Source organism: Streptomyces sp. G45, from assembly GCF_049542095.1.
Classification (GTDB): Bacteria; Actinomycetota; Actinomycetes; order Streptomycetales; family Streptomycetaceae; genus Streptomyces.
The window spans coordinates 4537619-4550044 of record NZ_JBMUZU010000001.1; the positions used below are offsets into that span (position 1 = coordinate 4537619).

The 12426-nt window shown below is 75.1% G+C and carries 7 protein-coding genes and 4 pseudogenes; 1 reads left to right on the forward strand and 10 read right to left on the reverse strand.

What is annotated here, in order from left to right; all coding sequences use genetic code 11:
- The first annotated feature begins 1 nt into the window (after position 1).
- Positions 2-1620 (forward strand): annotated as a pseudogene (locus tag ACOBQU_RS18805) (protein kinase domain-containing protein).
- 109 nt (positions 1621-1729) lie between these two features.
- On the opposite strand, the gene ACOBQU_RS18810 reads toward ACOBQU_RS18805, so the two are convergent.
- From ACOBQU_RS18810 to pdhA, 10 genes and pseudogenes are all read right to left on the reverse strand, one after another.
- Positions 1730-2272, reverse strand: a complete 543-nt coding sequence (locus tag ACOBQU_RS18810; protein WP_423628478.1) for a bacterial proteasome activator family protein — start codon at positions 2270-2272, stop codon at positions 1730-1732.
- Positions 2273-2357: 85 nt separating this feature from the next.
- Complete coding sequence (locus ACOBQU_RS18815; RefSeq protein WP_423628480.1) at positions 2358-2750, reverse strand: hypothetical protein; 393 nt, start codon at positions 2748-2750, stop codon at positions 2358-2360.
- Positions 2751-2964: 214 nt separating this feature from the next.
- A pseudogene (locus tag ACOBQU_RS18820) lies at positions 2965-3941 on the reverse strand (NAD(P)H-quinone oxidoreductase).
- A gap of 431 nt (positions 3942-4372) precedes the next feature.
- A complete protein-coding gene (locus ACOBQU_RS18825; protein ID WP_423628482.1) occupies positions 4373-5482 on the reverse strand; it encodes a potassium channel family protein in 1110 nt (369 codons plus the stop codon).
- Positions 5479-6267 (reverse strand): molybdopterin-binding protein, encoded by a 789-nt coding sequence (locus ACOBQU_RS18830; protein ID WP_423628483.1) that lies wholly within the window; start codon positions 6265-6267, stop codon positions 5479-5481. The genes ACOBQU_RS18825 and ACOBQU_RS18830 overlap by 4 nt, the downstream gene beginning before the upstream one ends.
- Positions 6228-7250 (reverse strand): hypothetical protein, encoded by a 1023-nt coding sequence (locus ACOBQU_RS18835; RefSeq protein ID WP_423628485.1) that lies wholly within the window; start codon positions 7248-7250, stop codon positions 6228-6230. Before ACOBQU_RS18835 ends, ACOBQU_RS18830 begins: the two co-directional genes overlap by 40 nt.
- A pseudogene (locus tag ACOBQU_RS18840) lies at positions 7247-8331 on the reverse strand (NTP transferase domain-containing protein). Before ACOBQU_RS18840 ends, ACOBQU_RS18835 begins: the two are co-directional and overlap by 4 nt.
- A 430-nt stretch (positions 8332-8761) precedes the next feature.
- Positions 8762-10242: pseudogene (locus tag ACOBQU_RS18845) on the reverse strand (dihydrolipoamide acetyltransferase family protein).
- On the reverse strand, positions 10242-11246 hold the full coding sequence (locus tag ACOBQU_RS18850; protein WP_423628487.1) for an alpha-ketoacid dehydrogenase subunit beta: 1005 nt from the start codon (positions 11244-11246) through the stop codon (positions 10242-10244). Before ACOBQU_RS18850 ends, ACOBQU_RS18845 begins: the two are co-directional and overlap by 1 nt.
- Positions 11243-12391, reverse strand: a complete 1149-nt coding sequence (gene pdhA / locus ACOBQU_RS18855) for a pyruvate dehydrogenase (acetyl-transferring) E1 component subunit alpha (RefSeq protein WP_423628489.1) — start codon at positions 12389-12391, stop codon at positions 11243-11245. Before pdhA ends, ACOBQU_RS18850 begins: the two co-directional genes overlap by 4 nt.
- Between the last annotated feature and the right edge of the window lie 35 nt (positions 12392-12426).

Consider the following 12426-nt stretch of genomic DNA (forward strand, 5'->3'; position numbering starts at 1 on the left):
CATGAGCCAGGACGGCGCTCAGGGCCGCTACGCGGGCAGTTCACTGGCTGGCGGGCGCTATCAGCTCCGCGATCTGCTCGGCGAGGGCGGCATGGCCTCGGTGCACCTCGCTTATGACACGGTCCTCGACCGGCAGGTCGCGATCAAGACACTCCACACCGAGCTGGGCCGCGAGCAGTCCTTCCGCGAGCGCTTCCGCCGCGAGGCCCAGGCCGTGGCCAAGCTCACGCACACCAACATCGTGTCGGTCTTCGACACCGGCGAGGACGACCTGGGCGGCGCGACCATGCCGTACATCGTCATGGAGTACGTCGAGGGCCAGCCGCTCGGCTCCGTCCTGGACGCGGCGGTGCGCCAGCACGGCGCGATGCCCACCGACCAGGCGCTGAAGATCACCGCGGACGTCCTCGCGGCCCTGGAGATCAGCCACGAGATGGGCCTGGTCCACCGCGACATCAAGCCCGGCAACGTGATGATGACCAAGCGCGGCGTCGTCAAGGTCATGGACTTCGGCATCGCCCGCGCCATGCAGTCCGGCGTCACGTCGATGACGCAGACCGGCATGGTCGTCGGCACCCCGCAGTACCTGTCGCCCGAGCAGGCCCTCGGCCGCGGCGTCGACGCCCGCTCCGACCTGTACTCGGTCGGCATCATGCTGTTCCAGCTGGTGACGGGCCGCCTCCCCTTCGAGGCGGACTCGCCGCTCGCCATCGCGTACGCGCACGTCCAGGAGGAGCCCGTCGCCCCCTCCTCGATCAACCGTTCGCTGCCCCCGGCGGTGGACGCGCTGGTCGCCCGCGCGCTGAAGAAGAACCCGAACGAGCGTTTTCCGACCGCGGAGGCGATGCGCGACGAGTGCCTGCGCGTCGCCCAGTCCTTCCAGGCCCAGGCCCCGAGCATCGTGCCGGGCGCCCCGACCGCGAGCGGCGCGGGCGTCGGCTCGGCCGTGTTCCCGCCGGTCGACTCGTCGGCGCCGCAGGCCTCGGGCAGCGTGCAGACGCCGTACCAGCCCGGTCCGTACGGCCCCGCGACCCCGGCGCCCACGCCGCAGGCGGGCTACGGCTACCCGCAGGCGGGCTACACCGCCCCGGCCCCCACGAACGCGTACGCCCCGCAGCAGGCCCAGACCCCGCCGCCGTACACCCTCTCCCCCAGCCGACCACGGCCGCGGCCCCCGCCGCCCCGGCCCGCAAGCGGAACCTCCCGGTGATCGTCGGCGCCATCGTCGTGGCCCTCCTCGCCATCGGCGGCCTGATCGCCGCGATGGCCCTGAACGGCAACGACGGCGAGGGCGGCGACAAGGAGACGAAGAAGCCGGTGGCCGGTCACCGGGGCCCGGACCGGGAGAACACGATCGAGACGACCGAGTGCACCGAGCCGGACAAGTCGTACAACGACCCCGACAAGGTCAAGGTCCCCAACTTCGTCTTCAAGGACTGGAAGTCGGTGAAGTCCTGCCTCCAGGCCGCCGGATGGCACTACGACAGCCCGAGGCCGATGGACGAGAACACCTACGGCGAGGACACGGTCATGGTCCAGTACCCCAAGGCCGACTCGGACATCGACCCGAAGGACCCGCCGGAGTTCCAGCTCACCGTCTCCACCGGCAACCCCTCCTGACCGACCGGCGCCGCCACGAGCGGCTCGTACGACGACGGTGGCCCGGGCACGCGCGATGCGTGACCGGGCCACCGTCGTCTTCGCGGTCCTGGGCGTTCCCCTGGTTCCCCTACAGGTAGGGGCCGCCGGTGCGGCCCGCGGGGCCGCCCTCCTCGTCCTCTCCGCCGCCGACGCCCGGCGGCAGCGCGCGGCGCATCTGCTCCAGCTGGGCGCGCGCGGCCATCTGCTGGGCGAACAGGGTCGTCTGGATCCCGTGGAAGAGACCCTCCAGCCAGCCCACCAGCTGGGCCTGGGCGATCCGCAGTTCCGCGTCGCTCGGCGTGGTCTCGTCGGTGAACGGCAGCGAAAGGCGCTCCAGCTCCTCGACCAGCTCGGGGGCGAGGCCGTCCTCCAGCTCCTTCACGGAGCTGGCGTGGATCTCCTTCAGACGCACCCGGCTGGCCTCGTCCAGAGGAGCCGCGCGCACTTCCTCCAGAAGCTGCTTGATCATGCTGCCGATGCGCATGACCTTCGCGGGCTGTTCGACCATGTCCGTCACCGGAACCTCGCGGGCGTCGTCGTCGCCTCCGCCGCCGCCGAGCGCCATTCCGTCCTGGCCGACGACCAGGACCTGGGGGTTCTCCGGCGACCTTTCGTTCCTCGGCATCTCCATGCCGCCATTCTCTCGTACCCGTTGCTCACACATCCGTGGTGCCCCCGTTCGGCCGTGATCCACCGCGCGCACCCGCCCCGCCCGCTCAGGTCCGGCGCAGGCGGAGCCCGAGGAAGCCGAGGCCCAGGCCGATCAGGACCAGGCCCGCGCCGAGCGGCAGCACCCGCAGGCCCGGGAACGGCGGCCCGGTCGCCGTCCGCGCCCCCACCGGTTCGGCGGCGTCGGCGGCGGGCGGCGGGGGCTCGGGGCGCTTCGGCGGGGGCGGGGGCGGCAGCGGCCGCCAGGCCGCCGGGTCGGGCACGGCGGGCGGCTCCGCGCGGCCGGGGCGCGGCCTGCCCTCCCCGGCGCGGCTCCCGGCGAGCGACGACTCGTCGTAGTACGCGGCCGACGGCGCGGGCGTCGGCTCGGCGGCCCGCCCCGTGGACGGCACGACCACCACCGCGCCCGCCCCCACGACACACCCCAGCCAACGCCTCACCGCACGGACCCCTCCCGACGTCGGGCCGCCAAGATCACACCGATCCCAGCGTCACACGCCCCCTGCCGTCCGGCATCTCGGGGGCCAGAGCCCGTCCGGCGTTTGAGGACGAGCCGCGAAGCGGCGACGGGGCGGGGTGCCAGGGGCGGCAGCCCCTGGTTTCGGTGAAGGGGCGGGTCTGGGGCGCCCCCCGCGAGGGCACCCACCCGCACCCCTACACGGTCAGCAGCACCTTCCCCACATGCCCGCCCTCCTCCAGCACCCGATGCGCGGCCCCGGCCTCCCGCAGGGGCAAGGTCCGGTCGACCACCGGCCGCACCTGCCCCGCTCCGATCAACGGCCACACGTGCTCCCGCACGGCCGCCATGATCGACGCCTTCTCCGCGACGGGCCGCGCCCGCAGCGACGTCGCGGTGATGGCCCCGCGCTTGCGCAGCAGCGCCCCGATGTTCAGCTCGCCCTTGACGCCGCCCTGCATCCCGATGATCGCGAGCCGCCCGCTGACGGCGAGCGCCCGCACGTTCCGCTCCAGGTACTTGGCGCCCATGATGTCCAGGATCACGTCGGCCCCCGCCCCGTCCGTGGCCCGCCGCACCTCCTCGACGAAGTCCTGCTCGCGGTAGTCGATCAGCACGTCCGCGCCGAGTTCGCCGCAGACCGCCAGTTTCTCCCTGCCCCCGCCGTCACGGCGACCCGCGCGCCAACGGCCCTGGCGAGCTGGATGGCCATCGTGCCGATGCCGCTGGCCCCGCCGTGCACGAGCAGCGTCTCGCCGGGCCGCAGATGGGCCACCATGAACACGTTGGACCAGACGGTGGCCGTGACCTCCGGCAGCGCCGCCGCCGTGACGAGATCGACGCCGTCGGGCACCGGCAGCACCTGCCCCGCCGGGACGGCGACCTTCTGCGCGTACCCGCCGCCCGCGAGCAGCGCGCACACCTCGTCCCCGACGGCCAGGCCCGCGACGCCGGGCCCGAGCGCGGCGATCCGGCCGGAGCACTCCAGACCGGGGTACGGGGACGCCCCGGGCGGCGGGTCGTAGAAGCCCTGGCGCTGAAGCAGGTCGGCACGGTTCACCGCGCTCGCGGCCACGTCGATGAGGACCTCGCCCTCACCGGGTACGGGATCGGGGACCTCGGCCCACTGAAGCGCCTCGGGCCCACCGGGTTCGGGGATCGTGATCGCATACATGCGGGCGAGGCTACTCCCGGGGAGGCTCGGGGGCTCGGGGGTGCCGGAGGCACGAGGGCGCGGGGCAGCGGATGGCTTGGGCGGGCCCCGGGCTGGGGCGCCTGAAGGCTGGGGCCGCCGGGGCGGCTCAGGGACCGGAGGCTCCGGGCGGTGGGCAGCGGGTGCCACGGGTGCGACCCGGGATGAGGCGCGGGGCAGCGGGTGTCACGGGTGGGTCCGGGCCTGGGGCGCGGGGCGGTGGATGCCGGGCCGTAGGCGCCGCGCCGGGACGCCGGGCAGCGGGAATCGAGGGGCGGGCCCCGGGCGGGGGCTCGGGGGCGCGGATGCGAGGCCCCGAGGTGCCGGAACGCACCGGTGGTCGCCGCCGGTCCACCCGGCACGGGGGGAGCACCGCACCCGCCAGCGCGCCGCGAGGCGAACCCGCGCTGCCGTCAGTCCAGCGGCCGTGCCGCCGCGCGCCGCACCTCCCCCGTCCCCGCCTCCGGCTTCGGCGCCGCCCGCACGATGGTGATCAACCGGTCCGTCAGCTGGAGCGTGCCGACCGCCGGATCGTCGTACGCGAGCAGCCGGTGCCCGCGCAGGACACTGACCACGAGGTCCTTGGTCTCGCGCACCCCCTTGCCGACCTCGGCCTTTATCACCGGCCGCTCGACGAGGTCGAGCCCGCTGCCCTGCTGGATCAGATCCTCCATGACCAGGCCCGCGCTCGGGCTGAGCACCGACAGGCCGAGCAGACGGCCCGCCGCGCTGGCGCTGGTGATGACGGCGTCGGCGCCGGACTGGCGCAGCAGCGGCGCGTTCTCCTCCTCACGCACGGCGGCCACGATCTTCGCCCCGCGGTTGAGCTGCCGCGCGGTCAGCGTGACGAGCACGGCCGTGTCGTCGCGCTGGGTGGCGATGATGATCTGCCGGGCCCGCTGCAACTCGGCCCGCAGCAGTACGTCGCTGCGGGTCGCGTCCCCGACGACGCCCGCGTAGCCCTCGGCCGTGGCCGCGTCGACCACCTTCGAACTGGGGTCGACGACCACGATCTGCTCGGGCTTCAGACCGGTCGCCCGCACGGTCTGGACCGCCGAGCGGCCCTTGGTGCCGAAGCCGACGACGACGGTGTGATCACGCAAGTTGGACCTCCAGCGGTTGAGCCGCCACTCCTCGCGGGTGCGCTCCGTCAGCACTTCGAGCGTGGTGCCGACGAGAATGATCAGGAACAGCACGCGCAACGGCGTGATCAGGAAGATGTTGGCGAGCCGCGCGGTGTCGCTGTGCGGAACGATGTCGCCGTATCCCGTGGTGGAGAGCGTCACCGTCGCGTAGTACGCGGAGTCGAGGAAGTCCACCTTCCCGTTCGCGTTGTCGTGGTAGCCGTCGCGGTCCAGCCAGACGATCACGACGGTCAGCGCGAGGACGAACAGCGCCATCAGCAGTCGCTTGCCGACCTGGACGAGGGGTCGCTCGACCACACGCCGGGGGAGTTTGACCCGGTGTGTCACCAGATGTTCGTCGGCTTGGCGCGCGATCGCGTCATGGCCGGGTTGTTTCACGTGAAACACACCTCGCTACCAGGGAGTCCATCGCCGCTCAACTCACCATGGCTTCCGCCTGGTTCGGTCCAGGGCAGATCGAGGATCTCAAGGTCCTGCCCCCGGCGCGCACCCCCGGGTGGTACTACCGCGAGCCCGTCGGCGACGGCGATGCCCCGGAGCATCGCCGGTCCGTTGTAGTGCAGCGGTACGGCGTTCTCGCCGCGCAGCGCGATCGGTACGAGGCGGGTGTCACGGGGGTGGCCGTGCACGTCGTCGCGCAGGGGCGCGGTATAGGGCTCGGCGGGGGCGCGGCCCGCGAGCCTGCGCAGCAGCGGCTCCGCCAGCGTCAGGAGTCCGGAGACGGCGGCGAGGGGGTTGCCGGGGAGTCCCACGAGGTGGCGGGGGGTGGGGGTGGCTTCGGGGGCGCGGGTGGGGGCGGGGGTGTCGGCGGGGCCGGTGGCGGGGGCCCCGGGGCCGGTGGCGGCGTCCGGTGGCGCGGGGGCGGTGCCGGTGGGTCGTGCGGTGGTGTCGCCGGTGGGCGGTGTGGGGGCGTGCTCGGGGAGGCGGGCCAGGAGCATCGGGTGGCCGGGGCGTACGGCGACCCCGTCGACGAGCAGGTCCGCGCCGACGCGGCGCAGGATGGGGTGGACGTGGTCGACCGGGCCTGACGCGGTGCCCCCGGTCGTCACAACGAGGTCCGCGGTGGACTCCGTCAGCGCCTCGTACAGCGCTTCGGCGTCGTCCCCGAGGCGCCGGACCGCCGTCACGTCCGCGCCGAGCGCGCGCAGCCAGGGCGGCAGCATCGGGCCGAGCGCGTCCCGGATCCGCCCCTCCTGGGCAAGCCCTCGGTCAGCAACTCATCGCCCAGGACGAGCACTTCGGCGGTGGGGCGCGCCGCCACGGGCAGCGCGTCGTACCCGGCCGCCGCGGCGAGGCCCAGCACGGCCGGGGTCACCAGCGTTCCGGGCGGCAGCAGGGCCTCGCCCGTACGGCACTCCTGGGCGCGGGGCCGGATGTCCTGCCCCGGCACGACGTCGCGCTCGGCGTGCAGCCGGTCCCGCTCGTCCACGCGGGCGTGCTCGCTGCGGATGACGGCGGTGGTGTCCGGCGGGATGCGGGCGCCCGTCGCGATCCGCACCGCCTCGCCGTCGCCCAGCGGCTCGGGCCGCTCCTGCCCGGCGAGCACCCGCCCGGCCCGCACCGCCCAGGGGCCCGGCCCCGCCACGGCCCAGCCGTCCATGGCGGAGGTGTCGAAGGAGGGCAGGTCGGTGAGCGCGGTGAGCGGCGCCGCGAGGACGTGGCCGAGGGCGCGCTGAAGGGCGACGGGGGCCGTTCCCCGCGCCCCGGCCACCCGGGCGGCACCCGCCGCGGCGGCGTCTCCGGCCCGCCGGGCGACGCGGCGGGCTTCGGGCCAGGGGGTGGCGGGGTGGGGGCGGGGGTTGTGGGGGTGGGGGTTGTGGGGGTGCTTGGGGTGGGGGCCCTTTGGGTGGGCGTCTTCTGGGTGGGCGTCTTCCGGCTGGGCGTCTTCCGGGTGCGTGGTGGGGGCTGGTGTGGGGGTGGTGGTGGTGGGTGGGGCGCCGGGGGTGGCCGGGGGCCTCGGGGAGTCCGGGCGGGCGTCGGCGTCGGGGTGGGCGCGGGGGCGCGGGGCGGGGTCCGGGGGGTCGGGCCGGTCCGTGCCGTGGGGCGGGTGGGCGGCCGGGGTGGACTCGGCGGTGTCGCGACGGGTGTCGTTCACCAAGGCGAGGGCCTCGTCGAGTTCGGCGTCGGCCGGGTGGCGGGCGTTCACGGGGTGTCCGGGGTGGGGGTGGTGGGGTGCTCCGGGGCGGCGGGGGCCTCAGGGGTCTTGGAGGCCTCGAGGGTCTTGGAGGCCTCAGGGGTCTTGGGGACCTCGGGGGTCTTGGGGGTCGCCGGGGTGGCTGGAGCCCCGGTGGCGGCTGGGGCTTCCGTCTCGTTCTCGTCGGCCCAACGCAGTGCCAGCGCCGTCGCCTTGCGCGCGGCCTCAGCGACGGCTTCCGGTCCGCCCTCCGCCCCGGCCCGCGCCGCCGCGTACCCGACGAGGAACGTGGTCAGCGGCGCGGCGGGCCGGGCCACCCCGTGCGCGGCGTCGCGGGCGAGGTCGAGCAGGACACCGGTGTCGACGTCGAGTTCGATACCCAGTTCGTCCTTGACTGCGGAAATCCATTCGTCCAACACGTTCCCATGCTCCCTGATGCGCGCCCGCGCCGCCGCGATGTCGTCCCAGGTGTCGCAGTCGAACGCGGCGCGGGCGTCGGGGACCCGAACCAGCGTGAGCCGCGCGGTGAGCGACCGCAGCGGAAGCCCGGCGAGACTCCGGGGCCGCTCCCCACCCGGATGCGCCCCACCGACCTCCCGGCGCGCGCCGGGATCGCTGTGCCCCGCACCGGCGTGACGGCCGCGCTCGCCCCTGCCGTCACGGGCGCCGTCCCCGGCGGCCAGCCGTGCGAGTTCCGCGCGCAGGGCCGCCACTCGGTACGCGGCGACCAGCGGCTGGTCCCGTCCCTCCGGGTCGGTGAGGACCGCGCCGTCCACGTCGGCGGCGCGGGCCGCGGCGACGAGGGCCCGCACGGTCCGCCGCCGCAGGAACGGCAGGTCGGCCGAGAGCACCACGACCACCTCGGCGGACGTGCGCCGCAGTCCGGCGTCGAGAGCGGCGAGGGGACCGCCGCCCGGGGCTCCTCCCGCGCCCATGACACGGGGCGCGCGGTGGGCCTGGGCGCCGCGACGACCACGGTGGTCCCGGCGCCCGCGCAGGCGGAGAGGACCCGGTCGAGGAGCGCGCGACCGCCGACGCGCACCCCGGGCTTGTCCGCCCCGCCGAGCCGGGCCGCGCGGCCCCCGGCGAGCACGACGGCGTCGAAGTCGGGGGCGCCCGGGGCGGCACCGGGGGCGCCGGACCCGTCGGGGGCCTTGTGGGCCTCGGGGGCATCGGGGTTCCTGGGGGCCTCGGGGCACCCGGTGTCCTCGGGGTCGTCGGAACCCTCCGGTCCCTCCGGTCCGCGCGGTCCTTCCGGTCCTTCGGGGTCCTTGTCCGTCGCCGAAGCCGCGGTCGCCGAAGCCGCGTACGCCGTGACGGAGGTGGCAGCTGGTGCGGGGTGCGCGGTCATCCCCCGAGTATGGCCGCACCCGGCAGGCGGGTTCGCACCCAGCGCGGGGCGCGGCCGCGCCTGCGGTGGAGCCGCACCCCAATCCGACGCCACCGCCCCGGGCCCCGCCCCGGCCCGCTCACACCTTTCGTAGAAGCACCGCCGCTCATACCTTCCGCAGAAGCACCGTCGCTCATACCTTCCGCAGGAGCACCGCTGGCTGCTCCACGCAGTCCGCCACGAACCGCAGGAAGCCGCCCGCCGTCCCGCCGTCGCACACCCGGTGGTCGAAGGTGAGGGAGAGCTGGACGACCTGCCGCACCGCCAACTCCCCTTGGTGCACCCATGGCTTGGGCACGATCCGGCCGACGCCCAGCATCGCGGCCTCGGGGTGGTTGATGATCGGCGTGGAGCCGTCGACCCCGAACACCCCGTAGTTGTTCAACGTGAACGTGGACCCCGTGAGTTCCCCGGCGTCAGCGTTCCGGTCCGCGCCGCCTCCGACAGGCGGCCCAGCTCGGCGCTCAGGGACTCCGTGTCCCGTGCGTGCGCGTCGCGCACGACGGGGACGACGAGCCCGCGGTCGGTCTGCGCGGCGAAGCCGAGGTGCACCTCGTCGAGCAGCACGACCTCGCGGGCGTCCAGGTCCACCGTGGAGTTCAGCTCGGGGAACCGGGCGAGCGCGGCGGTGCAGACGCGGGCGAGGAGTGCGAGGAGGGAGACCTTGGGGCCGCCCGCCGCGTTCATCGCCGCGCGGGTCCGCATCAGTTCCGTCGCGTCGGCGTCCACCCAGCACGTGGCGTCCGGTATCTCACGGCGGCTACGGGACAGCTTGTCGGCGACGGCTCCGCGGACTCCGCGCAGCGGGACGCGCGTGCCGCCCGCGGCGGCGGCCGGGCGCTGCCCGGACACCGGCGCGGACACTGGCGCGGCCTCCCGCACGGGCCCCGCCGGGGCTCGCAGCGCGGCCTCCACGTCGGACCGCAGGATCAGGCCGTGCGGCCCGGAGCCCGTCAACTCCCGCAGGTCCAGGCCGTTGTCCCGGGCCAGCTTGCGCACCAGGGGGGAGATGACCGGCACCGGCCCGTCCCCAGGGGCAGCCGCCCGCTCCGGAGCGTCCGCCGTGGCAGCCGCCTCGGCCGCCGACTTCCCGGAGCCCCGCGCCCCGGACACCGCCGCACCGGAGACCGGCACCCCGGAGTCCGGCGCCCCACCGGGCACACCAGGCGCACCAGGCTCCCGCGCGCCCCCTGCCCGCGCCCCGGCGCCCACGCCAGGCCCCCGTACGCGCCGCCGCCGCGCGGGCGCCGCCGCTGTGCCGTACCCGACGAGCACGTTCCCCGAGGACTCGTCCCCGCCCTGGGGAGTGCCCCCTCCCTCCGGGGGCGCGCCCTGTCCCTTCAGGGGCGCGTCCTCGGCTTCGGTAGGCGCGCCGACGGCGACCGTCAACAGCGGCGCCCCCACGGGAAGTTCCGTGCCCTCCTCTCCGAAGCGGGCGGTGATGACACCCGCGTACGGACAGGGCACCTCGACCATCGCCTTGGCCGTCTCGACCTCGACGACCGGCTGGTCCACGGCCACGACGTCGCCGACCCGCACCAGCCAGCGGGTGATCTCCGCCTCGGTGAGGCCCTCACCGAGGTCGGGCAGCTTGAACTCCAGGACCTGGGCCATCAGCTCTCCGCCTCCCACTGGAGCCGCGCCACGGCGTCCAGGACGCGGTCCACGCCCGGCAGGTGGTGGCGCTCCAGCATCGGCGGCGGGTACGGGATGTCGAACCCGGCGACCCGCAGCACCGGCGCCTCCAGGTGGTGGAAGCAGCGCTCGGTGACCCGCGCGGCGATCTCCCCGCCGGGTCCGCCGAAGCCGCCCGACTCGTGCACCACGACCGCGCGCCCCGTGCGCCGCACGGACGCGGTCACCGTCTCGTCGTCGAAGGGCACCAGGGAGCGCAGGTCGACGACCTCCAGGTCCCAGCCCTCGGCGCGCGCCGCCTCGGCCGCCTCCAGGCAGACCGGCACGGACGGCCCGTACGTGATGAGCGTCGCGCTGCGCCCGCTGCGCCGCACCACCGCCTTGCCGAGGGGTGCCACCGCCTCCGGAGCGTCCGGATTCCACTCGGCCTTGGACCAGTAGAGCCGCTTCGGCTCCAGGAAGACGACCGGGTCGTCGGAGGCGATGGACGCCCGCAGCAGGCCGTAGGCGTCGGCGACGGTGGCGGGCGTGACCACGTGCAGGCCCGGCGTCGCCATGTAGTACGCCTCGGAGGAGTCGCTGTGGTGCTCGACGCCGCCGATCCCGCCTCCGTAGGGGACGCGGATGGTGAGGGGCATCGGCATCGCGCCCCGGGTGCGGTTGCGCATGCGCGCCACGTGCGAGATCAGCTGCTCGAAGGCGGGGTACGCGAACGCGTCGAACTGCATCTCGACGACGGGCCTCAGGCCGTACATCGCCATGCCGACCGCCGTCCCCAGGATGCCCGCCTCGGCGAGCGGCGTGTCCGCGCAGCGGTCGTCGCCGAACTTCTCGGCGAGGCCGTCGGTGACGCGGAAGACGCCGCCGAGGGTGCCGACGTCCTCCCCGAGGACGTACACCGACGGGTCGTCGGCGAGCGCGTCGTGCAGGGCGCGGCCGAGGGCCTGCCCCATGGTGGCGGGTTTCACGGCGACTGTGGTCATCGGGCCGCTCCGTCCGGCTCGTGCTCGTTCTCGGCCGCCAGCTCGGCCCGCAACTGCTCGGCCTGCTCCCGCAGTTGCGCGGTCTGCTCGGCGTACACGTGCGTGAACAGGTCCATGGGGTCGAGCAGCGGGTCCTGGTTCATCCGCTGCCTCAGGTCCGCGGCCATCGCCTCGGCGTCCTCGCGCACCGCGCGCGAGCGCTCCTCGTCGAGCAGGCCGCGGGCCGTCAACTCACGCTCCACCAGCAGGATCGGGTCGTGGGCGCGCCAGGCCTCGACCTCCTCGTCGCGGCGGTAGCGGGTGGCGTCGTCGGCGTTGGTGTGCGCGTCCAGGCGGTAGGTGACGGCCTCCACGAGGGTAGGGCCGCCGCCGTCGCGGGCGCGGCGCACGGCCTCCGTGAGCACCTCGTGCACCGCGACCGCGTCGTTGCCGTCGACCAGGCGGCCCGGCATGCCGTATCCGACGGCCTTGTGCGCGAGGGACGGCGCGGCCGTCTGCTTGGCGAGCGGCACGGAGATCGCGAAGCCGTTGTTCTGGACGAGGAAGACGGCGGGGGCCTGCCAGACCGCCGCGAAGTTCAGCGCCTCGTGGAAGTCGCCCTCGCTGGTGCCGCCGTCGCCGACCATGGCGAGGGCGACCACGTCATCACCCTTGAGGCGGGCGGCGTGCGCGAGGCCCACGGCGTGCGGCAACTGGGTCGCGAGGGGGGTGCACAGGGGCGCGACGCGGTGCTCGCGCGGGTCGTACCCCGTGTGCCAGTCGCCGCGCAGCAGCGTGAGGGCGCGCACCGGGTCGAGGCCGCGGGCGACGGCCGCGAGCGTGTCCCGATAGCTGGGAAACAGCCAATCCCGCTCCTCGAGCGCGAGCGCGGCGGCGATCTCGCACGCCTCCTGGCCGGTGCTCGACGGGTAGACGGCGAGCCTGCCCTGCTTGGTGAGCGCCGTCGCCTGCGTGTTGTACCGGCGGCCGCGGACCAGCTCGGCGTGCAGGCGCAGAAGCAGCTCCGGGTCCGTCTTGGCCGCGGCCTTGGTGCCGAGCACGCGGTACGGCTCCGCGTCCGGCAGCAGCGGCGCGGGGTCGGTCCTGAGCTGCCACGCTGGGGGCGGGGCGGGCCGGTAGGAGCCCCGTTGCTCCATGACCGTCATGACGGCACCTCCTGAGGGATCCTTGGGGAAACCTG

Coding starts and splice junctions, on each gene's coding strand:
- ACOBQU_RS18810 (WP_423628478.1), bottom strand. CDS start 2,272: ATGGAGATGCCGAGGAACGAAAGGTCGCCGGAGAACCCCCAGGTCCTG.
- pdhA (WP_423628489.1), bottom strand. CDS start 12,391: ATGACGGTCATGGAGCAACGGGGCTCCTACCGGCCCGCCCCGCCCCCA.
- ACOBQU_RS18850 (WP_423628487.1), bottom strand. CDS start 11,246: ATGACCACAGTCGCCGTGAAACCCGCCACCATGGGGCAGGCCCTCGGC.
- ACOBQU_RS18830 (WP_423628483.1), bottom strand. CDS start 6,267: ATGCTGCCGCCCTGGCTGCGCGCGCTCGGCGCGGACGTGACGGCGGTC.